This is a genomic window from Paenibacillus sp. FSL R7-0198 (genome assembly GCF_038000415.1).
Lineage (GTDB): Bacteria > Bacillota > Bacilli > Paenibacillales > Paenibacillaceae > Paenibacillus.
The window spans coordinates 1,027,336-1,051,018 of sequence record NZ_JBBOCB010000001.1; the positions used below are offsets into that span (position 1 = coordinate 1,027,336).

The window sequence follows — 23,683 nt, forward strand, 5'->3', positions numbered from 1 at the left end:
ATGGGCTTTGAAAAGATTACATTGGAACACAAACGTCAGGTCCTTGAAGAACTGGCTGATATTAAAGCATTGTTCGCAAGTCGTAACTGGTTCCCCGGAACAAGTGGCAATCTGTCGATGCGTGTAGGAGATTTTGACCCGGAGCAATTTTATTTTGCGGTTACCGCCTCAGGCAAAGACAAATCTCTTCGCACACCGGAAGACTTTCTTTTTGTGGACAAACACGGCAAAGCAATTGAAACAACAACGTTGAAACCAAGTGCCGAAACGTTGATTCACTGTGAAATCTATCGTTTGACCGGCTGTGGTGCTGTATTCCACGTGCATACTGTGTTTAACAACCTGATCAGTGAATTCTTTGGAGCAGAGGGTCAGGTGCCGATTCAAGGTATCGAGTTGATCAAGGCTTTCAACATTTGGGAAGAAAATGCGGAGATTCGTGTACCTGTCCTGCCTAACTTTGCAGACATTCCGTCCATTGCTGAATTGGTACCCGATGTACTGGATGCCAAAGTGCCAGGGATCTTGCTTCGTAATCACGGCATATATGCGTGGGGTAAAGATGCTTTTGAAGCGAAACGTCATCTGGAAGCGTTCGAGTTCCTGTTCGAAGTGATGTACCGTCAACTTCTGTTGAAGGGCGCTACGAAATAGCAATCATTTATTCGAAATCAAAGCTGCACAACAAAAAACACGCCAGAGGCTGGTATACATAGCCCTTGGCGTGTTTTTATGTTGTGGGGATAACAGCGATTAGAAGGTTGCTCTGTCATCGTAGTGTCAGTGTAACTCTACTTTAGGTCACTCTACAGTCGATCATCCCGATCCTTGAATAAAAAGAGACTGTCTGCCCCCTCATCATTTCGTTGAGCAGCACTATGGATCCCCGCCCCCCTCTGCTTGCCAAACAGCAGTTTCAAGCCGCCAAAAATGAGCAGCAAGGATACAATGACGGTATTCAAATAGGAACGTATCTCATACGTCATAAATGCATTAGGGAAGAGCTCATTCAGCTGTGGAATGACAAGACGGATCGTCAGGTAATATAGACCCAGCGCGGCAATCCCGAATCCAATCAGACGCTGATGGCGGGCCCAGTCCTTGAAGATCGGTTGATCAACCAAAGGCTCGCGTCCATAACGACTGGAGCACTGGAGCCCGTCAAAGAAGCTGTAGAACCAGACCAGTGGAATCATGAACAGAAACACAGATAAGTGAAGCAGGTCCAGTACATAGATGCTGCCCAGGAACAGGAACATCAATTGCATGCCTCTTTTCTGCAATCCAAGATATAGATGACCTGCACCTGGAAAAGCGGATAGCAGCGTTGCAAGCACTTTGCTACGTCGTCCGGCTACTCTGCCCATCTCCAATTCTTCGAATAATGTCCGATCCTGCAACACCTCACCAGCCTGCTTACGGTGAACGTGCTGCACCGCATCAAACATGCAGTATACCCATATTACAGGCAGAATGAGTAAGAACATTAAAAATACCGATTCATTGGTGATCGAAGCTACAAAAACCATCATGGCAAATGAACCAAAGAACGCCATCAGGAAGGACAACCCACGATGCAACAATCCCAGGTGAAGATGTCCCAATCCTGGAACAAATGAGAGCAAAATGGTGAAGAATCGTTCACCCTCACTGCCTTTTCGATACACGGGTTGACCATAGGGACCCTCAGGATGGCCATATTCACCACCTGGATGTTGATGTAGCTCATCTTCATTCATCTGCTCCATAGGCCCTTGCTGACCCATGTATGCTCCCTGGTAGGCTGCTCCTTGGTGTGGAGGAGCTCCATAAGGCGCACCGTATCCCCTATAATGAGCATCTCGGGCAGAAGGCGCACGGAGCAGAACAATGATCATGTCCAGCATGCTGATCCCCCAGAAGAAAGCCGCAAAAAGTGCACCGAAAATCAATAAATCTTGTTCATTAGTGACCATCGCTAACATGAATGAGCCAACAGCTGTTCCGAAGAAAAGCAATGGATATATCACGGCTCTTGCGGCTCGTCCCCAATACATAAAACCAAGACCGGGTATCAGGTTTAATAGAAATGCGAGTAATTTGTTACGATCTGAGTGCACAGTCGTCATCCTTTCTTTTCAGGCAATGCGAAACCATTTATGGTTTAGGCTTGAGGTTATCCAGCCATGAAGTAGCTGCCTCCGTCCATTTCTCGGTAAATGACCCTCTGTGGTCGCCATCCTGGAACTTGTGATATGGTGCTACCTTGTCAAAAAGTCCAGACGAGAGGAAGATCAATGTCAAACAGGCCGCTACCGCGTAATGGAACACTTTATGATCAAGCCAGCGCCGGTTTCGTCCAGCACGGGATTTGCGTTGTACCTTGGGTGATTGAATGCCCTCAATCCGATGCATGACTGAATCCGCGAACCCTGTTGGGTCATGTAGCGGAGGCAGTTCTCCATGGATACCAAGCGCTTCCAGATAGATGTCAATCGCATCCGGATCTTCCATCAGAAGCTGTTCCATTTGGTTCGCTTGAGTTTCACTCATATGGCCTTCAATATAATCAGTCCATTGCGCAGCGGTATACTTCTCCTGTTTACTCACGCCATTCATCCTCCTTCCAATGTTTTCGAATCCACTGCCGGGCACGATACAAGCGGGATTCCACGGTCTTCACAGCCACCTGTGCATCACTGGCAATCTGCTCATAATTTTTTTCGCTTAGATAATACGCAGTGATAATGTCACGATGCTGAGCAGGCAACTGATTAATTCTTTCGCGAAGTTTATCCTGACGCTCTTCACGAACGAGACGGGTAAGAACGTCTTCATCCCGTCCGGGCATATTGATTATTTTTTCTTCTCCACCCAGATCCTCAGCAGTTCGTCTGCCCAGTTTGCGTTTGGCATCAATCGCTTTGTGAAAGGCAATTCGGGTTAACCACGTTTTGAAACCTTCAGAACGGTAGTCGGGGAGAGATTTATACATCTGTATGAACGCCTCCTGAGCTGCATCCTGTGCTTCCTGATCGTTCCTGAGTACGGAATAGGCCACATGATATACATGCTGGCTATACTTATCAATCAGAGTACGCATCTGGGATGTATCTCCTTGACGGATTTGTTCGATTACGCGCGCTTCATCAATAACTCTCCCCTCCTCTCCAATACAATAGACGACAGCTTGTGCGTTAACCCCTGCGTGATCTATCAAATTTTTGTAAAACAAAATGAAATCATTGCCTGAAAGGTTGATGCTGCTAATCACTCATCCAATCTTTAATCCAAAAAAAACAGGCACAGAATGACTTCTGGCCTGTTTCTTGTCCCTGCCTACACTTGAATTAACGTCCACCATTACGAAACCGCTGCGTGTACGCCTTCGCGTCTTGAACGGTCTTGACACGATTGCGACTCCACTCAAGCAGTATTCGATCGATATACCGGAAATGTACTTTGCCTGCAAAAACCGCTTCCTTCAGAGCCATTAGAATCAATTCCTCTTGATAACGGTCCTGATCCAACCAGCTGGATATCGTCTCGCACTCCATTGGAGAGAGCGGACGTCCAAATTCTTTTTCAAAGATGGAGAACATATTCCGTTCTTCCTCTTCTTTTTGAACACTGTTCGAATCTTGACGTGCTGTATTGATACTCTGCTGCTCCGCACGGAATGCGGCTACTTCTTCAGCAGTGCACGCTGCAAGCTTGGCATATAATCCATGTAAGTCATATCGCTCGTACTGGATGTCCCGTTCTTCGTCACGGTGCTCGTCAATAGCAATATACCCATCCCTCATCAGACGTTGCAACATTCTGGCAATGCCTTCAGGTGCAAGTCCCATGCGCGCCGCAAGCTCTTCAAGCGTGGGAAACTCGTTGAACTCTGCCTGACGGAACCCTAGCAGTTGAATCAGAAGAAGCACTTCTGCATCTGATAGACCAAGCTGGTGATAAAAACGTAACAAGGCATACGGCAGATGGGCTGTACCCGATGTCATGCCATAAGCTGCTCCATCCAACCAAGCTTTGGATGTGGTGTCTTCCATAGATGCTCCTCGGTTAAGCATTAAGGGTACAGACGATAAAGCATACGTGGGAATGCGATTGTTTCACGTACATGATCCAATCCACAGATCCATGCTACCGTCCGCTCCAATCCCAGACCGAAACCGGAGTGAGGAACCGATCCGTATTTACGCAAATCCAGATACCATTGGTAAGCTTCATCCGAGAGATTGTGCTCCTCAAAACGTTGTTGCATCAATTCCGGATCATCGATACGCTGCGAACCGCCAATAATCTCTCCGTATCCTTCTGGTGCAATCATATCAGCACAGAGAACAACTTCTGGACGATTCGGATCTGGTTTCATGTAGAATGCTTTGATTCCAGCTGGGTAATGCGTGATAAAGACCGGTGTATTGTACTTCTCAGCAATTGCTGTTTCGTGCGGTGCACCAAAGTCTTCTCCCCAAGGAATATCAAAGCCTTGACCATGCAGGAATTCAATTGCTTCATCATACGTAATACGCGGGAATGGCGCTACGATGCCTTCGAGTTTGGATACGTCACGACCGATAGATTCCAGTTCTGCACGGCAGTTTTTCACCACGGATTGAACGACATGAGCGATAAATTTCTCTTGTACGCGCAGACTTTCCTCGTGATCTACAAATGCCATTTCCGGCTCAATCATCCAGAACTCAATCAAGTGGCGACGTGTTTTGGACTTCTCAGCGCGGAATGTTGGACCGAAGGAATATACCTTGCCCAGCGCCATGGCTGCAGCTTCCATATACAATTGACCACTTTGTGTCAGATAAGCATCTTCATCAAAATATTTGATGTGGAACAGGTTCGTTGTTCCTTCCGCAGACGATGGTGTCAAAATCGGAGGATCAACTTGTGTGAATCCGTTACCATCAAAGAACTGCTGAACAGCGCGAATAATCTCTGCACGAATCACCATAACCGCACGTTGCTTCGTTGAACGAAGCCACAGGTGACGATGGTCCATCAAGAAATCAACACCATGCTCTTTAGGCGTAATTGGATAGTTTTCAGTCAGGTGAATGATCTCAACCCCTGTAACAGTCATCTCGTAACCAGACGCACTGCGAGGTTCTTCACGAATAATACCTGTAACATATAAAGAGCTTTCTTGTGTCAGGCTCTTGGCATTGTTCCAGATCTCTTCACTAACTTCACTTTTTACAACAACCCCTTGGATATATCCGGTTCCATCACGCAGCTGCAAAAACTGAATTTTACCGCTGGAACGTTTGTTGTTAATCCAGGCACCGATTGTTACGGTTTCGCCCACATGCTCGTTCACATTACGAATTACACAATTCGTATTCATGCCCATATCTCCCCTTGGTTCCTGAATTTGAAAATGCAGCGGGCAGGCTTATGCCTGTCCTCTGCACTTCCTTGTCATTCTATATTTACTTTACAGTTAGATTACTGAGAATTCAATACGATTCGGTGTGTATCACGTGCAATTACCAATTCTTCGTTAGTTGGCACAACGAGAACTTCCACTTTGGAATTCGCTGTTGTGATCCGGCGTGGTTCGCCGGAACGAATGGCATTCAACGCTTCATCCAGTTCAACACCCAGATAAGTGAGCTGCTCACATACTTTTTGGCGAAGTACAACGGAGTTCTCACCTACACCAGCCGTAAAGACGATCACGTCTACACCGTTCATTGCAGCTGCATATGAGCCGATGTATTTACGCAGACGGTATTCGTACATTTCAAAAGCAAGCGTGGAGTTGGCATCGCCATTCTCCATACCTTCCGTAATCTCACGCATGTCACTGCTGATTCCCGAGATCGCAAGCAATCCACTGTGTTTGTTCAACATGGAGTTCACTTCGCTTACGCTCAGTTCTTCCTTGTTCATTACATAAGGTACGATGGCTGGGTCGAGGTCACCAGAACGCGTTCCCATCATCAGTCCCTCAAGCGGAGTCATACCCATCGAAGTATCCACGGATACGCCACCTTTAACTGCTGTTACACTACCACCGTTACCGACGTGACAAGTGATAATTTTCAAATCTTCCACTGGACGATCCAAGTATTCAGCAGCTGCCTTGCTTACGAAATCATGGGAAGTACCATGTGCGCCGTAGCGACGTACTTTATATTTTTTGTAAAGTACACGCGGAATGGCATACAGGTAAGCTTTTTCAGGCATCGTCTGATGGAATGCTGTATCAAAGACCATTACCTGAGGCACACCTGGCATATTTAATTCAGCCGCACGAATACCCATCATTGCTGCAGGGTTATGAAGTGGAGCCAAGTCGAACAAACGACGAATTTCAGCTTTGGCAGCATCATCTACCAATGCAGATTCTTTAAATGCTTCACCACCGTGAACGACACGGTGTCCAACAGCTTGAATTTCACTTACAGAATCCAGTACACCATTTTCTTTGTGAGTCAAAATATCAATGACTTTACGGATCGCTGTTGTATGCTCCAGAATTTCACTAACTTCTGTAACATCCTCACGGCCTGTCGGTTTATGTGTCAGAATGGAGGAATCCATTCCGATCCGTTCTACCAAACCTTTAGCCAGTACAGATTCGTCAGTCATATTATACAGTTGATATTTGAGCGAGGAACTCCCCGCATTAATTACGAGTACTTTCACAGTCTGTCACCATCCTTGTCGTACTTGAAGAATCCTTCGCCTGTTTTGGCACCCAGGTGTCCTGCACGCACCATTTTCTTCAGGACTGTAGAAGGACGATATTTCAATTCTCCGAATTCACGGAACATTCTTTCGAGTGCAGCTTCAACAGAATCCAATCCGAAACGGTCAGCCATTTCGAGTGGTCCATGCTGGAAGTTATATCCGATACGCATTGCATCATCGATATCTTCAGCAGATGCAACACCTTCTTGCAATACATGCAACGCTTCGTTAATCAGCAGACAGATCAAGCGGGAAGTTACGAATCCAGGTGATTCATAGATCATGACTCCTTTTTTGTCCGCTACTTCTTCAACAAAACGTCTGGTCTCTTCGAAAGTTGTATCCGAAGTTTTCAGTCCACGAATAATCTCTACAAGATCAACCCGGGATACCGGGTGAATAAAGTGCATACCAATAACACGCTCTGGGTATTTGGTCGAGCTTGCAAGCTCGGTCAAACTCAGCGTGGATGTATTACTTGCCAGAATGACATTGCTTGGACAAACTTGGTCCAGTTGGCTGAATACTGCTTTTTTCGCATCCAGATCTTCTGAAATCGTCTCAATGACCATGTCGCAAGTTCCAAGTTCAGCTAAATGAGCTACCTTGGTAATGCGGGAAAGAATCAACTTCTTCTCCGCTTTTGTAATCGCCCATTTCTCCAGTTGTTTATCCAGATTGGTTTCGATCATGTCATATGCATGATCCAGCTTTTGTGTTGTATGCTCCACGAGAAGCACATCAAGTCCTTTGGCTGCTAGCATCTGGGAAATACCTTGCCCCATCGTACCGCCGCCGACAACTCCTATTTTTTTGAAAAACATGGTTCTGCTCCATCCTTTCGGTTCTCTATTTCTCTATTGTACCCTGTTCGCCGAAAATTACAAATTTCGACCCAACATATAATAATATCTTAGCACGAGTGAAATGTAAAAAAAAATAACCAGCATAAATAAATTATGCTGGTAGAAGGGCACTGTCACGAAATTGACAACGAAATTGCTCGCCGGACAAAACTTCCTCACGAATCAAGATGTCGAGTGAATTGTCGAAAATTGTCCGTTGTTCTTCAAGCAACCGCTTTGTCTGTTCCATCAGTTCTTGCAGAATTAATTTATTCTCACGCATGAGTTCCTCGGTTGTGACCATATCCATGTTCACAATCCCAAGTGAAGTCAATCCCGAAGCCATCATGGTCTGTACAACATTGGTTGCCTGATCGAAGTCATTGCGTGAACCTGTGGAACGACCACCGTAGTACATTTCCTCCGCAGCTGCTCCTCCGAGTGCAATCATAATCTGCTCTTCCAGAAAGCGCTTCGTATAGAGGAACTGTTCCTGTTGAGGGTTATGACGCACATATCCCAGCGCCTGACCACGCGGACTGAGTGCCACCTGGCTTACACTGCCTGGACGAACGAGTTCTGCCATAATGGCATGTCCCAATTCATGAATGGCGACCCTTTTCTTCTCTTCCACACTGGACTCACGGTCTGTCTTCTCACCCATCATGACTTTATCAATAGCCAGAGACAAATGCCGCTGTTCGATATTTAACAGGCCGTCTCTCATGGCGTATATTGCTGCTTCGTTCATCACACTTTCGAGCTGTGCACCGGAGAAACCATACGATTCTTCAGCTGTTTTCTCCAGATTAACTTCCTTCATCAGAGGTTTGTTCACCGCATGCAGTTCCAGAATATGCTTTCTGCCCTTTTTGTCAGGCAAGTCCACTTGAATGTGGCGGTCAAAACGTCCCGGGCGCGTCAGAGCGCTATCGAGCATCTCTTTGCGGTTTGTTGCAGCGATAACAAGGATTCTCGGCGTATCGGAAGAATAGATTCCATCCATTTCCGTCAAGAGCTGATTGAGGGTCTGATCATATTCACGCTGTTGACCGCCCTCACGTTTCCCCCCGATGACATCGATTTCATCGATAAATATAATAGCGTTTTCCTTATTTTCCTTGGTGGCACGAGTTCTCGCGTCCTTGAACAAATCCCGAATTCTGCTGGCACCTACACCAACATACATTTCCACGAACTCACTGCCCGATGCTGCTACAAAAACAGAATCGGTGTAATGGGCAGCAGCCTTGGCCATCAACGTTTTTCCTGTCCCTGGAGGGCCCGTCAGCAAGATCCCTTTTAACGGGCGAATCCCGAACTTCCGAATTTCTTCATGTTTGATGAGAAAGTCAAGTGCTTCACGCAATTCCTGCTTGGCACTGTCCTGTCCGCCAATTTCTTCAAAAGTGAGCTTGGAAGGTCCTTTTTTCTTCCGTTTACGTTCCTGTGCAGCGCCTACTGTAATCCCGCCACGCATTTGCATCATGAACAGCAAAGCTCCGACAAGCACCGCTGCAATCAGAATCGGAACAATATTAACACCAGTAAAAGCAAGAAAAATAATCAATACGGGAAAAAATCCGATGGCAACTTCTTTTGTCCACTTAGGCATTAGGCCACACTCCTATCTGACCGGGCACACGCGGCAGAATAATAAACTTGCTGGCATCTCCGTCTCTGAGACTGACATATACATTGTTGTCATCCATCGCTGTATTTACCTTAATTCCATTGGTCGCCATCTTTGACAACGTTGGTGTAATCTCGGTGTATTGCTTGTTCTCCATCGCCTGGGCTACGGTAAACATCGCATCACCCCACCAACTTTCCAGTGCTTCACTGGAATGATCCACAACGTCCAATTTTAGTGATCGTGTTCCAATCAGGGTCTGTCCTTCTTTGTGAATATATTGTACCAGTCTGCCCAAATCAACATCAGGTTGCAGATCCAGTTTCAATTGTACGTCATTGCGGTTAATAGTTAATTGAACGTCATTAACTCCATCGTACTGGGTAACCATCTTTTCAATCGGATTCTGCACAGCCACCTGACGATATACAAACCAACCTCCAAACAACACAACGGCTGAAATGACGGCAGTTAAAGCAATAGGCAATACTTTTAGTTTCAAGTGAATTACCCCTCCCAGATTTTGGCCCAACCTACTGGCTTATTGGTATATAAGAATATGTGCACATTGACTCCTGCGATAATTTCGACAGGTTTATTTGTTTTGAATGTAACTTTGAGTACATATCTGAGTATATCACATCGTATATACAATTTCGAAGGCGAAAATATGAATAAATTATTAATTTTAACTATTTAAATTATTTAAGTTTATGGGCAACACAAAGAACCGGTTCAGTCGGATATCCGTCTGCCGGTTCTTTTGTTTCATTCATTCTCTAGCTACGTCACTCTATTTGTTCTAGCTGTTCGGGAGTGTGTAGACCAGGTCCACCTGTTCTCCGTTGCTAAAACGATAAAAACGATAGTGGTTATGCGTACCGTCTTTATAATACACTTGCCACACATATATTCCATTCACAACTCCAGGCATGATTCGCTTAATCTCGCCGGCAGGAACTTCAGAACTGAAGCGATTGCGGATCTGCGCTTCGGACATGCCATTCTGCAGCAGCTCACTGTGTACAGCGTTTGCACCCTTAGCCGGTTGATTGTTTGCATCGAATTTAACCCAGACCATAACATCCTGGTTATCCTTGTTTTTGCCGATCAGGGTCCAGTAGATGTTGTCAGAGCCTTCTTTGTCTCCCCAGATGTACTTGCGCAATTCATCATAGGATGTAATGCCCAGTTGCTCCTGTGCTGCCTGTATGGCGAGCGCTTCTTCCTTGCGCTGGTCCTGCGTGACATGGACGTAATAACGCTGAAGTCCAAACAGAATCAGAACCAGTGCAAGCAGCGAAATCCATATCCACTTCTTTTTTTTCTTCAAAAGTCGAACTTCCTTTCCCTATGATGCTCTATCCTGCAATTAACGAGCAAGCAGACCATCAAATGCCAATTGAGACTCACGCAAAATGCGCTCTTCATCCAGCGTCAGACATTCGCCATGTTTCACCACTTGTTTCCCATCCACCCATACGTGCTCAACATCTTTGGCAGAAGCCGAGTAGATCGTATGTGAGATCAGGTCTGTATGTGGATAGAAATGTGCCTGTTCAATGTCCAAGGCGATAAAATCAGCCTTCATGCCGACCTGGAGTGCTCCGGTATTGTTCAAGAAGATTGATTTGGCTCCATATGACGTTCCGAGTAGTAACGCTTCGCCTGCTGGCACTGCCGTCGGGTCACCAGATACACCTTTGTGGATCAATGCAGCCAGTCTCATTTCCTCGAACATATCCAGGTTGTTGTTACTTGCTGGTCCGTCAGTTCCGAGTGAAACGGTAACTCCTGCTTTCAGCAACGCAGGTACACGCGCAACACCGGAAGCGAGTTTCAGGTTACTTCCCGGGTTATGGGATACAGCCACATCATGACGGGCCAGAATCTCAATCTCTTCGTCATTCAGATGCACCGCATGTGCAACCAGGGATGGACGGGAGAAAAAGCCCAGTTTCTCCAGATGTGCTACAGGACGCAGTCCATAATCAGCCACGTTCTGCTCGACTTCACGAAGCGTTTCTGACATATGTGTATGAAGAGGAAGGTTTAGGTCGTTCGCGACCTGTACAAGCTTCTCTATGTAGTCAGGAGGGCATGTATATGGTGCGTGTGGCGAGATTACGGTTGTAATGCGACCATCTGCCTGTCCATTCCACTCACGTGCAAACGCTGCCGACTCCTCCAGCTTCCGCAGTTGCTCTTCTTCCGAGCACAGCCCAATTACACCACGTGCCAGTGCTGCTCTAACGCCGGATTGCTCCACAACTTTGGCAACTTGATCCATGTGATCGTACATGTCCAGGAAAGCTGTAGTTCCGCCTTTCAACATTTCAAGCACCGATAGCGAAGTTCCCCAATATACGTCTTCTGAAGTCATTTTCGCTTCCATCGGCCACATTTTTTCCTGCAACCATACTTGCAACGCAAGATCGTCTCCGTGCCCTCTGAGCAACGACATCGCTGCATGACCATGCGTATTGATCAGACCCGGCAGGAAGAACAATCCTTTTCCATCCACTTTGGTACAATTTTCGTCTCCATCCGGCAATGTCTCACCAATATGCACAATCTTGTCATTCTCAACAACCATGTATCCTTGAACAACGTTCCATGTTGTGCCGCCTTCATTAACGGCAAATTTACCGTTGTGAATTACCCATCTATTTGTTGTCATCTTCCTCGTCGTCCTTTCCAGTCTCCAAGTAATAGGCCAAACTAAGCAGATCCGTTGTAAAGTCAGCATGGTGAATGCGGATATGCGGCGGTGTTTTTAGAATTGTTGGTGCAAAATTAAGGATCGCTTCAATTCCCGATTCAATAAGCTGATCGGCTACATTTTGGGCTTCCGTATCCGGAACCGTAATAATACCGATGCGGATGTTATCCGTTTTAACCGCTTCCGTCAATTCATTCATTGGCTTTACCGTCAAACTGTTGATTTGACTACCAATCTTCGGTCCATATGCATCAAATACAGCAACAATCTTCATGTTGTCTTTCAGATATGCGTTGTAGTTGGACAAGGCCTGTCCGAGGTTACCCGCACCTACCAGAGCTACATTAATTTGCTGATCGATTTTGAGAATGTGACGAATTTTCTCGATCAAATAGGATACATCATACCCGATCCCTTTACGACCAAAATCACCGAAGTAAGCCAGGTCTTTACGAATTTGGGCCGGATTCAGATCCAGCCTTTGTCCAAGCTCTTGAGAAGAAACAGTAGCCACCTCACGCTGGTGCAACTCGCTCAAATAGCGCAAGTATACAGGCAGACGTCGTACCACCGCTTCCGAAATTTTATCCGATTTCATTCTTGCTCCCCCTTACCAAGGCCACGATAAAATAATAGATGAAAAGATGAGCATTCTGTATAAACTCAATGATAGACGTGACATTTTATACAGAATGCTCCTTGTAATTTAGGTTATAAGTTCTTACGTGCAACTGCTCTAATCGGATACGGAAATATCTAATAAAGTTTAACGCCAAACGATAGTGTCATGCAATGATATAACGAACAAAACAACCATTATTCTTGTTCATTAGCAGGTTTTTCCAACCACTCGGTTATTCGTGGAACCATCTGCTCCGTGAGCATATGCTCCATTTTGGGACCTGGTAATGAATATAAAAAGAATTTACCATAGTACGCTTCAATCACACGTGTATCATAAACAATGACAATTCCTCTGTCCTTTGCTGTACGCACCAATCGGCCAAATCCCTGCTTGAAACGAATGACCGCTTGTGGCACGGACAGTTTCATGAACGGATTTTTCTTCTGTTCCTGAAGCAACTCACTCTTGGCTTCCACCAACGGATGATTCGGCGGTTGGAAAGGCAATCTTACAATAGCGAGACAGGTCAGCGCTTCTCCCGGGATATCTACACCCTCCCAGAAGCTGCTTGTGCCCAGAAGTACTGTTGCTTTGGCATCTTGGAACCTGCGAGTCAATTTGGAACGACTTCCACTATCAACGCCTTGACCAAGCAACGAGATGTCGTTGCCAGACAGCGCCTCCTTCAGCGGATCATAGACCTGTCGCAACATCTTGTATGAAGTAAACAGAACCATCATGCGTCCACGCGTAGCAATTGCCGTCTCTGCGAGTGATTGCACCAGCATATTAACAAAGTGCGCATCACCCACACTTCCCTTCACACTCGGGAAATCACGCGGAATCACCAGAAGTGCCTGATCGCGATAGTTGAAAGGTGATGGCAGCATCGACGTTAACAACCGATTATTCTCGGAAGCTTCCTGCAAGCCAAGCTGCTCAATCATGAACTGGAATGACTTATCTACCGAAAGCGTAGCTGATGTAAGCACAACACTTTTCTTTTTATCAAAAAACAAATCCTTTAGTTGTGCACTGACATCTACAGGTACGGCATACAGCTGGAGTGATTTACTGCGGAACTGGCCGCTGGCTTCCATCCAGTACACCGTTTTGGCGTCATCCATACGCATGAAGAAACGTAGATTCTCCTTCAATGTGGTCAGATCTTTCAGTAATCCTGTTATGTCCGTGATCAGACTATCCGATTGATAATCATCCTGATCCTCTTTCACTTCAAGCAGCAATTTGTCCCCTTTGCGAACCAAATCGCCCAGAGTCACATAGATCTGGTTCTCCAGATCCTGCAACTCCTGCCATTTTGCAGGTTTCTGAGATGCTTTCAGACGCAGTGAAAATTGCCCCGTCTCGCCCGGTGAAGCATCACTTCGTTCAGGCAACAGACCAAACAATGCATCGCTCATACGATCCCACAGTTCCTTGACCTCAAGAGCGAGCGGGAACATCTGGTCCACCATGGAGCCCCATTGCACCGAATTTTCATGCCCGGATAACTGCGAACGAAGCATAGGCAGCTGACCATTACGACTGTCTTTAAACAGGCGGGTCAGTGTATGAACCAAAGTGAAATATTTCATATGCATTCCAAGATGTTTACCAGCGACATCCTCCAGATGATGTGCCTCATCGATTACAAGACTCTCATAGGCTGGCAGCAGCTGATGCGCGGCTTTCACATCCGTAAATAATTTGGAGTGATTGGTGATTACGATATCAGACAACCCTGCCTCATGTTTGGCACGATGGTAGAAACATTTGCGGAACCATGGACAGGATCTTCCCAGACATGATTCGGATTCGCTCTGTACGGTCTCCCAGAAGTCCCCTCCGCGTCCGCTAAGGTTAAGTTCCTCATCATCTCCGGTTTCGGTCTGCGTAAGCCAGACGATCATCTGAGCAGCTGTGAAATAATCCTCTTTAGGTGTGGCGAATTCACGTTTATTGATTTTGTGTTCAAATTTGCGCAGGCACAGGTAATGTCCACGTCCTTTGAATACAGCAGCCTTAAACGGGAACGGAACCACTTGAGTCAGCATCGGAATGTCCCGCTCTCTCAATTGCTCCTGCAGATTGATCGTATGCGTGCTGACCATAACTTTCTGTTCTTGCTTCACACTTTCGTAAATAGCAGGCAACAGATACCCTAGAGATTTACCGGTACCCGTTCCAGCTTCGATCAAGAGATGTTTCTCTTCATCCAGGGCTTGCCTTACACTGCTGAACATCTGGGTCTGCGCTTCACGCTCTTCGTAATGATCCAGTGTATCCTTCAGGTTCTCCCGAACCTGGTCCATAAACTGTTCGAAGCTTACACCATCGAGGGGGTTAGCCTCCCGCTCATCGCGTGGTGCACCAATGTCGGTCCAATCACTTACATTAAGAGCAAGCTGACGATAATAGGTATGTCCGTCCAGATCCTGAATCGGCTCTGCTTCCTTCTCACTGCGCATCCCGTCCAAAAACCAGCCCAAGTCACTGTCTTCTGGTGCAAACAGGTCACTGAGGCGCTGAATCGTTATGAGCGGTAATTCCTTTAACTCATCCAGACACTTGAGCAGCACATAGGCTGTCGCCAGTGCATCACTGTCTGCCTGGTGAGGGCGATCATGTTGAAATCCAAATTCGGAAGACACATAACCGAGTTGATAAGAACCCAGTGATGGGAATGTAATCTTCAGAAAATCAATCGTGTCCAGAATACGGCCAGTGAACGGCAAATAACCGCAACGGTCAAGAGCATTCTGCAAAAAGTGAAAATCAAAAGCGACGTTGTGTCCAACTAGCACCACATCATTAAGCAGCGGAACCATCTCCATCATCATCTCTTCGAGTGAAGGAGCGTCCGCTACATCTTCATCGGTAATACCCGTCAACCCCGAAATAAACGGGGGAATCGGTACACCAGGGTTCACATAAGAACTATATATTTGAGTTATGCTGTAGTCATGATCTATGATGGCAAGTCCGGCCTGTATAATCTCACCGTCGGACTGCGTGCCGGTTGTTTCGAAATCCAATACGGCAAATTTCATTGCAATGTACGGTCCCTTCCATTCCAGTCTATGTTACAGCATAGCAAAAAAAAGGGGATTTGAAAATTAACTGACAAAAAAGCGGTGTCCCCGCCGCTATGCCAAAGGAGGGAACACCGTTTTTTTGTCGCCGAATTCCCGCTTAATGAAGGGTCGTCAGCTGATTAGCATATTGCAATTTTCCCCTGTTCAACCTGCAAGCTTCCATGTTGTACAGTGGTTCGGTCAATGTCGGGTCATACTGAAGGGCCTGTGCAAAGAGTGAACATGCAGCTTCGGGATTCGCAAGCTTGGCTTGAATACAGCCCAGGGCGTTACATACAAGCCCTTTTAAGCGAGGTGAACCCTTAAGGTACATGATCTGCTGCAAATGTGTCCCCGCTTCCGCCATTTGTTCCAGATTCAGATACGCGAGCGCCAGGTAAAAGCGAGTCAATGCACTCTCCGGATGGTCGGTCACAACCCGGGAGAACTGCATGATCGCCTGCGGATACATCTGTAGTTTGAAATAGCCCTGACCTCGACTGAAACATTCCAGATGGAGTTCAGGCAGCGCGGTAACAGCTTCCTGTTCCGGTTCAAGGGAAGCAGGCTTATCCATCTCCCGCTCCCTCACCTGGCTCATCTTTTCTTCAAACATCAGCCATTCATCCAGCATTCCGTCACTCATCCGCTTAAGCAAGTTCCACTTTTGCAGCAATTCTTGTTTGTTCAGGCCTTCAGCGGAAGGATAGCTCTTGATAATTTCATCTAACATGTCGTTCATTTCTGCGAAAACATGCTGGAACATCGATGCATCCCCACCCTTGAAAAAATGGATTAGTGCAGTGACCTGTACTCATTTTTTGCTTCAAGGGCCGATTTCATTCTCCTTACCAGTCGATTACATAATTGTTGCGTGGACTTCCTGTTTCATCGTTTGTACAGGTTTATTCTGTCCATCTACAAATACAACGGTTGGTTTGTGAGTATTTGCCTCTTCTTGCGACATCATGGCGTAAGAAATGATAATGACGTTATCTCCAGGCTGCACCAGACGTGCAGCTGCGCCGTTAAGACATATGACCCCGCTTCCGCGTGGTCCTGGAATCACATAAGTTTCCAGACGTGCACCATTGTTATTGTTCACAATTTGCACTTTCTCGTTTTCCATCAAGTCGGATGTTTCCATCAAGTCTTCATCTATGGTAATGCTACCCACATAGTTCAAGTTGGCTTCCGTTACCGTAGCCCGGTGAATTTTGGATTTCATCAGTGTTCTAAACATGGGACAGTACCTCCGATTTTTGCAACCTTATATTGTCAATCAATCTTGTTTTTCCGAATTTCACCGCAAGTGCGATGAGCAGATCATCACGTCCTTGAACTTCCTCCTGATCTGCGAGTGGCTCCAGACTTGGAAAAGCCTGAATCTCGGCGTAGTCGATAACGGCAAGCGGTGAGCTTGCAATCTGCTCGCGCAGAATACGACGGATATCTGCAGCGTTTATAGCTGCACCTGTATCTGCGGCTTCCTGAGCTGCACGCAGTGCCTTCGACAGAACCAATGCCTGTGTACGCTGTTCTGCGCTAAGATAGACATTTCGTGAACTGAGGGCAAGCCCATCCTCTTCGCGAACAATCGGACAGGGTACAATTTCTACAGGCATATTCAAATCATTCACCATCTGTTGAATGACCGCAACCTGCTGAGCGTCTTTCATTCCAAAAAATGCACGCTGTGGCTGTACGATGTTAAACAGTTTGGAGACTACGGTCGTTACCCCGTCAAAATGCCCCGGACGGGAAGCGCCACATAGGCGCTCCGTCAGTTTTGAGACCGATACGGTCGTTTGTGTTGCCTGTGGATACATCTCTTCAACAGAGGGAATAAATACGATATCTACTCCTTGTGAGCGTGCTGTTTCCACATCTCTGGCTTCATCCCGCGGATAGCTGTCAAAATCTTCATTAGGGCCAAATTGAATCGGATTAACAAATATGCTTAATACCACGATATCGCTCTGTTTTCTTGCTGCCTGCATCAAGCTTGCATGACCTTGATGAAGATAACCCATTGTCGGTACCAGACCTACAACGGACGCACTGGACCGAATCGCTTGACGCTTCAAGCTTAGTTCCTGTCTTAACTCTGCGATTGTCCGTAATACTTTCATGAGTTACTCCCCACCTTTTCCTTGCGTTGTCCGCCGTACAGTTGATCCAGAACACCATCCGCAGCATTGAATACATGCTCTTCGGCCGGGAACGAACGATCTTTAACTTCTTTCACGTAAGCTTCGATGCTCGTTCTGATTAATGTACCCACATCTCCATAGGTTTTGACAAATCGTTTGGGTGTATACGGAGAGGCGTATTGAACCACATCGTGGAATACCAGTACCTGACCATCACAGCCTCGTCCTGCTCCAATTCCGATGGTAGGGATGGACAGTTCCTCCGAGATCGCCCGTGCAACTTCTTCCGTAACCAGTTCAAGCACAATGCCAAACGCGCCTGCAGCTTCCAGGGCTTTGGCTTCGTCCATCAGACGTTTCGCGTCCGCTGCATCCTTGCCCTGAATGCGGTAACCACCAATCTGATTAACCGATTGAGGTGTAAGTCCGATATGTCCAAGAACAGGCACGCCTGCTTGCACGACTGCTCTAACGGTGTCCGCTATCTCGACTCCGCCTTCCATTTTAACGGCATGGGCATGCCCCTCTTGCATCAGTCGACGTACACCCTTAAGCGTCTCATCCACGCTGCCATGATAGGTCATAAAAGGCATATCAGCCACAATAAATGTCTTCTCAGCACCGCGCACTACGGAACGTGTGTGGTACACCATGTCGTCAATGGTCACCGGAAGCGTCGAGTTATAACCCAGTACTACATTGCCGAGTGAATCACCAACCAGGATCAGATCAATACCTGCTTCCTCTGCTAGGAGAGCTGTCGGATAATCGTAAGCCGTGATCATGGTAAGCGGCACGCCGTCCTGCTTGTATTTTTTCATTTTCACAATATTCAACGCTTGTTTGTTCGCCATTTTCTCTCATGGCTCCTTTCTTCTTTTCAAATAAACGCAACAAAAAAACCTTTTAGTTTTCCACTAAAAAGTCCCGAAAAGTCAAAAAAGAGTCACTTGCGATCGTCCCTTCTGTCTCGGTCCTCTTCGGCTCAGAGCAGAATCCAACAACTCACTTAAACGTATTTCATTCTTGCACTGCGGTCTGCTTATATAAAACACATCAAAGCAGAACAAAGGCTACTGTTACGGGAGTGCAATTCGGTCTGCATTAGCCGATACCGCCTCACGAACACAGTATACCAAAGTTCTGCTCAAACTTCACGTCTTATGTTCATTTTACCAGTGAAAATTCGACAAATTGTTTATGATTTCCAGGAAATCTCACCAGAGATGATTAGTGAATGTTCTCCATCGTGCTTCTCCACGATAAGTGCCCCGGAAGGGTCAAGACCGATTGCCTTCCCTTCAATGACACCATGAGGATTAGTCACTGTAATCTCTCGATTCATCGATACGGACAGGGCCTCCCATAGAGCTGAGATCACACCGAATCCTTCTTTTTGATACAAAAAATACAACTGTTCAAGCTCCGTCAAAATGGCAGCCGTTAGTTTGGTGCGATCAACGGATTGTCCCGTCTCCATCTTGAGCGAAGTAGCGATTGTGGTCAGATCTTCCGGATAATCCTCGGGATCAAAGTTCACGTCAACACCTATACCTGCAATGCAGTATCTGACTTCATGATCTTCCACCGTAGATTCTAGCAATATGCCACATACCTTGCGTCCGTCAATCAACACATCATTTGGCCATTTGATGCCTGCATCAGCTCCTGAACAAGCTCGAACGGCACGACATACAGCCACTCCTGTTAATAAAGTTAGCTGCGGCGTATGCTGAAGTGGTAGATCAGGTCGTAACAGGACACTCATCCAGATTCCTTTACCCGGAGGAGAAAACCACTGTCGACCGAAACGTCCTCTTCCTCCTGTTTGTTCTTCCGCAATGACCACAGCACCTTCTGCCTGCCCTTTCTCAGCTAGCTTGAGAACATCCCCTTGCGTAGACAGGGTCGAAGTCAACAAAACAGCCTTACGGCCAAATAAGGTTGTATCCAGTGCCAATTGGAGGGCAGTAGCGTCAATGCTATCCGGCTTCGTTACCAGACGGTATCCTTTGCGGGATACCGCTTCAAACTCATAACCCATGTCTCGCAACTTGTTCACATGTTTCCACACAGCGGTCCGACTGATGGACAGATTACGACTAATCTCTTCACCCGATACGAATCGTCCTTCTGCATTTAATAACATATGTAACAGATCTTCATGCTTGGTCATCTTGAACCACCCGCTTCACTTCTGCACTTAGTGCTGCATGCTGATTCGCTATCGTTCCAATCGCCGTTTCTCTCAACAAATGTTTCATCAGTTGCCCCAGCCAAGGCCCGCCTTTGCGCTGCACCATTTGCAACACTTGTTCCCCTGTGATGTCCAGCTCTTTTAAGTCATGCACAGGAATCGATTGACTCCATTCGGCTGCAAGCTCTTGAACCAAAACAACCTGCATTGCTGCCTGTTCGGACTGATTCCGCCATCCTGCTGGCAGTACAGACTGTATTTGAAGCCAATCATCCGCCGCCTGAACACCACAAGCCAGAACAGTAACGATCCAATCGGAACGGAGACTGACCGTATCCTTCTGCTCCTGAACGGAAGTATGAATCAACTGCTCCACCTGAAGGACACCTGTTATACGAGAACGATGTTCATTAGAGAATGTCCACTGACGTAATAATACGTCTGCTTCGTCCTTGCTATAACCGCCAGCAATCAGAAGGAGTGACCAGCGGAGCAACACATGTTCACCTGACAACTGTTCCAGATTGGATAACAACGTCTTGTTAAAACGCGCCGAACTAACCGGCGCTTTGATGTGCGCAAGCGCATCACTTCTGTATAACAGTTCCAACCCTCTTAATGGATGGGGTCCCGACATCATTTTTACCATCTCGGTGCGTACTCGTTCCATTGCTATATGTTGAAGCAGGTCTTTCTGCCTTACAAGACCCTTCCACGTGTTATGGGCAATTTTGAAATCAAATACGGAAGCAAACCGGACACAGCGGAGCATCCGCAGTGCATCTTCACCAAATCGTTCCATCGCAGAACCCACACATCTGACTCGCTCTTCCTTGATATCTGCCTGTCCACCAAACGGGTCAACGATTGTCCCAGTGACGTCCATAGCAAGAGCGTTCATCGTGAAGTCACGCCGTTGTAAGTCTTCCTTGATATCCTGAACAAATTGAACCGTAGCTGGTCTGCGGTTATCCTGATATTCGGATTCTGTTCGAAAGGTGGTCACTTCAAAATAATAACCGCCTGAACGAACGGTAACCGTACCGTGTTGCAAACCTGTAGGAATACAATCGTCAAACAGTTCCATGACTTGCTGAGGAGAAGCAGATGTCGTGATATCCATATCGTCTACAACTCGTTCCAGCAATTCGTCACGAACGCAACCACCTACCCAATATGCCTTGTAGCCATGTTTGTTTAATGTTGTGAGTACATTCTCACTTTGAATTGCCATTTCACGATCTACCTGTGTCCATTGAACCACCACATATCACCTCTTCTCTTGCCTGTTGTGGTATGCACAGTATAATTTCGTCAAACAAATTGATTAACCGCAAACCGGCTTCAAGTTCGGAACTTCCCTTCCCAGCACCCGGTAATAAATCTGTTCATATTCATGCCGAATGGCATCATTGCAAAAGTCGTGATGTGCGCGTTGAAGACACGCTTCCCTGAATTCCGCAGCCAAACGATCATCTGTTAACAAACGGATTGTGTTCTCGGCCATGGATTGTGTATCCCCGATCGCGGATAAGAATCCCGTCTTACCGTGTAATACCAGTTCCGGAATTCCTCCGGCCTGTGAACCGATCGTGGGTACGCCACAAGCCATTGCTTCGAGCGCCACAAGTCCGAAACTTTCCTTCTCCGATGGAAGCATCAACACGTCTGCCATGGAAATGACCTGAGCAATGTCATCCTGTTTGCCAAGGAAATGAACTTTATCATTCAACCCGAGATCATTAATTTTCCATTGCATCTTCGGCAAATCAGGCCCTTCACCTACAAATAACAGTTTGGCTGGAACCTGCTCCTGTACTTGACGGAAGACCTCTACCACATCCTGAGTTCTCTTCACCGGTCGGAAGTTGGAAATGTGCATTAATATTTTTTCGTCGGATGAAGCAAAGTCTCTTCGCAAACTTGCAGCATCCCGCGGATAATATATTCGTTTGTCAATAAAGTTATAGGTTAAATCGATTGGACGCTGAATATCCAGCAATTCGACCGTTTCCCGAATCAAATCTTTGGATACTGCAGTGACCGCGTCACTTTCATTAATAGCTAGACGGATCAGATCCTTCAGAGATTCATCCTGAGCCAGAACCGTAATATCCGTTCCATGTAACGTGGTGACCACTTTCAGGCCATCCCCTACCATTTGTTTGGCAAGAAAGGCACATACTGCGTGTGGAACGGCATAGTGAACATGCAGCAGATCGAGCTGCTGTGACTTAGCCACCTGAGCCATCTTTGTTGCCAATGACAGGTCATACGGAGGGTAACGGAACACATAATAATCATTTACTTCAACTTCATGATAAAAAATATTCTTCTGGAACGTACCCAGTCTGAACGGGATACTGTTGGCAATAAAATGAACCTGATGCCCCTGTTCGGCAAGTAATTTGCCCAGTTCCGTTGCGACAACGCCAGACCCGCCGAGGGACGGATAACAGGTGATGCCGATTTTTAGCTTTTTATCCATCCTGTGGACGCTCCTTTGATCTCCCGCTTAAGCAGGTTGATATAATGCAACGGAATAATGAAACCCTTCGTTTCATTAAACGTAAAATGTGAAATCGTTTATTTGGCACCCGTGCCAAATTGATGAACCACGTAAGGTGTAATTGTAGCAAACCCTTCTGCAAACGGGATGAGACTGCGTTGTCCGAGCAAGGAATCACGGGCTCTTACACGTTCAATATACCCTTGATTCAATGGCGTCGAGACCGCTCCGGCTCCCAGTTCGAATTGGGAACGATAAGAGAGCAATGAAGCTTCTTTTTGCTCATAGTGTTCCGTAATATCGACAATCAAATCCGTAGGCCCGATGTCATTAATAAAGTAAAAATAAAGTTCCTTCACCTGCACGGCAGGCATGTCCGGCATGTAGTTGCGAAGCTTGGCGTTAAATACAGCCTCCTGCACAAGCTTACTGCAATTGACATGATCCGGATGACGATCTTTCCAATATGGAGCAAACACCATCCGAGGGGCATGGCGCCGAATCTCAGCCGTTACCGCCTGTACATGTTCAGGCGTAAGATATAAACCACGATCAGGAAGCCCCAGATTCGTTCGACACGAAAGACCGAGGACGCGGGAGGCTTGCTCCGCTTCCTCGGTTCTGCGCTCTACTGTTCCGTTCGAAGACATCTCAGCACGAGTCAGATCACACACGCCTACTTTCAAACCAGCAGCGGTATGTTTGGCAATCGTTCCACCCATACCAATCTCCGCATCGTCCGCATGTGCTCCAAAGATAAGAATATCCAGGCTCATTCGGAATCACCCGAATTTAATCCAGCCTCCGGCTTGTATTTATGTACCAGCTCTCTCCAGGCAAAATCGCCACGATCCAGAGCCTTAACCAGAATCTCAGCGGTTGCGATATTGGTGGCAAGTGGAATTCCCTGCACATCACAAAGACGTAACAACGCATTAATATCTGGCTCGTGAGGTTGTGCCATCAGTGGATCACGCAGGAAAATAATCAGATCCATCTCATTTTGCGCAACCAAAGCTCCAATCTGCTGATCTCCGCCCAATGGGCCTGATTCGAATCGATGAATCTTCAGAGACGTTCCTTCCATAATACGAAGGCCCGTTGTTCCTGTAGAATACAATTGATGGTCCGTAAAAACAGGCTCATATGCCGTCACGAAGTTAACCATCTCTTCTTTTTTACGATCATGGGCGATAAATGCTATTTTCAACATGACAATC

23 protein-coding genes are annotated in these 23,683 nt (G+C 46.7%); 1 reads left to right on the forward strand and 22 read right to left on the reverse strand.

Annotation, left to right across the window (positions count from 1 at the left end):
- Positions 1-654: a methylthioribulose 1-phosphate dehydratase gene (locus tag MKY87_RS04200; protein ID WP_264927388.1), complete on the forward strand. Its 654-nt coding sequence runs from the start codon at positions 1-3 to the stop codon at positions 652-654.
- A gap of 152 nt (positions 655-806) precedes the next feature.
- Here the strand turns inward: MKY87_RS04200 and MKY87_RS04205 are convergent, their stop codons facing one another.
- The 22 genes from MKY87_RS04205 to mgsA form a co-directional block, all read right to left on the reverse strand.
- A complete protein-coding gene (locus tag MKY87_RS04205; protein WP_445669409.1) occupies positions 807-2,108 on the reverse strand; it encodes a multi-tm2 domain protein in 1,302 nt (433 codons plus the stop codon).
- Positions 2,109-2,136: 28 nt separating this feature from the next.
- Positions 2,137-2,589 (reverse strand): hypothetical protein, encoded by a 453-nt coding sequence (locus MKY87_RS04210; protein WP_340963100.1) that lies wholly within the window; start codon positions 2,587-2,589, stop codon positions 2,137-2,139.
- On the reverse strand, positions 2,582-3,082 hold the full coding sequence (locus tag MKY87_RS04215; protein ID WP_152416945.1) for an RNA polymerase sigma factor: 501 nt from the start codon (positions 3,080-3,082) through the stop codon (positions 2,582-2,584). The genes MKY87_RS04210 and MKY87_RS04215 overlap by 8 nt, the downstream gene beginning before the upstream one ends.
- A gap of 247 nt (positions 3,083-3,329) precedes the next feature.
- Positions 3,330-4,034: a DnaD domain-containing protein gene (locus tag MKY87_RS04220; protein WP_338587553.1), complete on the reverse strand. Its 705-nt coding sequence runs from the start codon at positions 4,032-4,034 to the stop codon at positions 3,330-3,332.
- 20 nt (positions 4,035-4,054) lie between these two features.
- On the reverse strand, positions 4,055-5,350 hold the full coding sequence (asnS, locus tag MKY87_RS04225; protein WP_017687752.1) for an asparagine--tRNA ligase: 1,296 nt from the start codon (positions 5,348-5,350) through the stop codon (positions 4,055-4,057).
- Between the two features lie 101 nt (positions 5,351-5,451).
- Positions 5,452-6,657 (reverse strand): acetate/propionate family kinase, encoded by a 1,206-nt coding sequence (locus MKY87_RS04230; RefSeq protein WP_036671987.1) that lies wholly within the window; start codon positions 6,655-6,657, stop codon positions 5,452-5,454.
- Positions 6,654-7,526: a 3-hydroxyacyl-CoA dehydrogenase family protein gene (locus tag MKY87_RS04235; protein ID WP_017687750.1), complete on the reverse strand. Its 873-nt coding sequence runs from the start codon at positions 7,524-7,526 to the stop codon at positions 6,654-6,656. Before MKY87_RS04235 ends, MKY87_RS04230 begins: the two co-directional genes overlap by 4 nt.
- A 133-nt stretch (positions 7,527-7,659) precedes the next feature.
- Positions 7,660-9,162 carry an AAA family ATPase gene (locus MKY87_RS04240; RefSeq protein ID WP_338587555.1) on the reverse strand — a complete coding sequence of 501 codons (1,503 nt, stop codon included), beginning with the start codon at positions 9,160-9,162 and terminating at the stop codon, positions 7,660-7,662.
- Entirely contained in the window at positions 9,155-9,682 is a 528-nt protein-coding gene (locus MKY87_RS04245; protein ID WP_017687748.1) for a hypothetical protein, read from the reverse strand. The genes MKY87_RS04240 and MKY87_RS04245 overlap by 8 nt, the downstream gene beginning before the upstream one ends.
- Positions 9,683-9,982: 300 nt before the next feature.
- Positions 9,983-10,513 (reverse strand): DUF5590 domain-containing protein, encoded by a 531-nt coding sequence (locus MKY87_RS04250; RefSeq protein ID WP_338587556.1) that lies wholly within the window; start codon positions 10,511-10,513, stop codon positions 9,983-9,985.
- Between the two features lie 39 nt (positions 10,514-10,552).
- Positions 10,553-11,860 (reverse strand): amidohydrolase, encoded by a 1,308-nt coding sequence (locus MKY87_RS04255; RefSeq protein ID WP_339783008.1) that lies wholly within the window; start codon positions 11,858-11,860, stop codon positions 10,553-10,555.
- Positions 11,847-12,500, reverse strand: a complete 654-nt coding sequence (locus MKY87_RS04260) for a redox-sensing transcriptional repressor Rex (RefSeq protein ID WP_062835163.1) — start codon at positions 12,498-12,500, stop codon at positions 11,847-11,849. The genes MKY87_RS04255 and MKY87_RS04260 overlap by 14 nt, the downstream gene beginning before the upstream one ends.
- A gap of 218 nt (positions 12,501-12,718) precedes the next feature.
- Positions 12,719-15,580: an ATP-dependent DNA helicase DinG gene (gene dinG / locus MKY87_RS04265; protein WP_339783005.1), complete on the reverse strand. Its 2,862-nt coding sequence runs from the start codon at positions 15,578-15,580 to the stop codon at positions 12,719-12,721.
- 142 nt (positions 15,581-15,722) lie between these two features.
- Positions 15,723-16,346, reverse strand: a complete 624-nt coding sequence (locus MKY87_RS04270; RefSeq protein WP_313771433.1) for a tetratricopeptide repeat protein — start codon at positions 16,344-16,346, stop codon at positions 15,723-15,725.
- 117 nt (positions 16,347-16,463) lie between these two features.
- The gene (panD, locus tag MKY87_RS04275) at positions 16,464-16,847 is read right to left on the reverse strand and encodes an aspartate 1-decarboxylase (RefSeq protein WP_017687742.1); all 384 of its coding nucleotides are present in this window, start codon (positions 16,845-16,847) and stop codon (positions 16,464-16,466) included.
- Entirely contained in the window at positions 16,840-17,736 is an 897-nt protein-coding gene (panC, locus tag MKY87_RS04280; protein WP_338587561.1) for a pantoate--beta-alanine ligase, read from the reverse strand. Before panC ends, panD begins: the two co-directional genes overlap by 8 nt.
- Positions 17,733-18,611, reverse strand: a complete 879-nt coding sequence (gene panB, locus MKY87_RS04285; protein ID WP_036672039.1) for a 3-methyl-2-oxobutanoate hydroxymethyltransferase — start codon at positions 18,609-18,611, stop codon at positions 17,733-17,735. The genes panC and panB overlap by 4 nt, the downstream gene beginning before the upstream one ends.
- A 344-nt stretch (positions 18,612-18,955) precedes the next feature.
- Positions 18,956-19,933, reverse strand: a complete 978-nt coding sequence (locus MKY87_RS04290; protein WP_339783000.1) for a biotin--[acetyl-CoA-carboxylase] ligase — start codon at positions 19,931-19,933, stop codon at positions 18,956-18,958.
- Positions 19,920-21,218 (reverse strand): CCA tRNA nucleotidyltransferase, encoded by a 1,299-nt coding sequence (locus tag MKY87_RS04295; RefSeq protein WP_340963103.1) that lies wholly within the window; start codon positions 21,216-21,218, stop codon positions 19,920-19,922. Before MKY87_RS04295 ends, MKY87_RS04290 begins: the two co-directional genes overlap by 14 nt.
- Positions 21,219-21,281: 63 nt before the next feature.
- On the reverse strand, positions 21,282-22,442 hold the full coding sequence (gene bshA / locus MKY87_RS04300) for an N-acetyl-alpha-D-glucosaminyl L-malate synthase BshA (protein WP_340963105.1): 1,161 nt from the start codon (positions 22,440-22,442) through the stop codon (positions 21,282-21,284).
- A 98-nt stretch (positions 22,443-22,540) separates the two neighbouring features.
- On the reverse strand, positions 22,541-23,239 hold the full coding sequence (bshB1, locus tag MKY87_RS04305) for a bacillithiol biosynthesis deacetylase BshB1 (protein WP_340963108.1): 699 nt from the start codon (positions 23,237-23,239) through the stop codon (positions 22,541-22,543).
- Positions 23,236-23,676, reverse strand: coding sequence for a methylglyoxal synthase (mgsA, locus tag MKY87_RS04310; protein WP_017687735.1), 441 nt, complete (start codon positions 23,674-23,676; stop codon positions 23,236-23,238). Before mgsA ends, bshB1 begins: the two co-directional genes overlap by 4 nt.
- Positions 23,677-23,683 lie beyond the last annotated feature (7 nt).

Bases quoted from the DNA above. Each gene is read 5' to 3' on its own strand.
- MKY87_RS04200 (WP_264927388.1), top strand. From the start codon at position 1: ATGGGCTTTGAAAAGATTACATTGGAACACAAACGTCAGGTCCTTGAA.
- MKY87_RS04205 (WP_445669409.1), bottom strand. From the start codon at position 2,108: ATGACGACTGTGCACTCAGATCGTAACAAATTACTCGCATTTCTATTA.
- MKY87_RS04215 (WP_152416945.1), bottom strand. From the start codon at position 3,082: ATGCGTACTCTGATTGATAAGTATAGCCAGCATGTATATCATGTGGCC.
- MKY87_RS04220 (WP_338587553.1), bottom strand. From the start codon at position 4,034: ATGGAAGACACCACATCCAAAGCTTGGTTGGATGGAGCAGCTTATGGC.
- asnS (WP_017687752.1), bottom strand. From the start codon at position 5,350: ATGAATACGAATTGTGTAATTCGTAATGTGAACGAGCATGTGGGCGAA.
- MKY87_RS04235 (WP_017687750.1), bottom strand. From the start codon at position 7,526: ATGTTTTTCAAAAAAATAGGAGTTGTCGGCGGCGGTACGATGGGGCAA.
- MKY87_RS04240 (WP_338587555.1), bottom strand. From the start codon at position 9,162: ATGCCTAAGTGGACAAAAGAAGTTGCCATCGGATTTTTTCCCGTATTG.
- MKY87_RS04255 (WP_339783008.1), bottom strand. From the start codon at position 11,860: ATGACAACAAATAGATGGGTAATTCACAACGGTAAATTTGCCGTTAAT.
- MKY87_RS04260 (WP_062835163.1), bottom strand. From the start codon at position 12,500: ATGAAATCGGATAAAATTTCGGAAGCGGTGGTACGACGTCTGCCTGTA.
- dinG (WP_339783005.1), bottom strand. From the start codon at position 15,580: ATGAAATTTGCCGTATTGGATTTCGAAACAACCGGCACGCAGTCCGAC.
- MKY87_RS04270 (WP_313771433.1), bottom strand. From the start codon at position 16,346: ATGAACGACATGTTAGATGAAATTATCAAGAGCTATCCTTCCGCTGAA.
- panD (WP_017687742.1), bottom strand. From the start codon at position 16,847: ATGTTTAGAACACTGATGAAATCCAAAATTCACCGGGCTACGGTAACG.
- panC (WP_338587561.1), bottom strand. From the start codon at position 17,736: ATGAAAGTATTACGGACAATCGCAGAGTTAAGACAGGAACTAAGCTTG.
- panB (WP_036672039.1), bottom strand. From the start codon at position 18,611: ATGGCGAACAAACAAGCGTTGAATATTGTGAAAATGAAAAAATACAAG.
- MKY87_RS04290 (WP_339783000.1), bottom strand. From the start codon at position 19,933: ATGACCAAGCATGAAGATCTGTTACATATGTTATTAAATGCAGAAGGA.
- bshA (WP_340963105.1), bottom strand. From the start codon at position 22,442: ATGGATAAAAAGCTAAAAATCGGCATCACCTGTTATCCGTCCCTCGGC.
- bshB1 (WP_340963108.1), bottom strand. From the start codon at position 23,239: ATGAGCCTGGATATTCTTATCTTTGGAGCACATGCGGACGATGCGGAG.
- mgsA (WP_017687735.1), bottom strand. From the start codon at position 23,676: ATGTTGAAAATAGCATTTATCGCCCATGATCGTAAAAAAGAAGAGATG.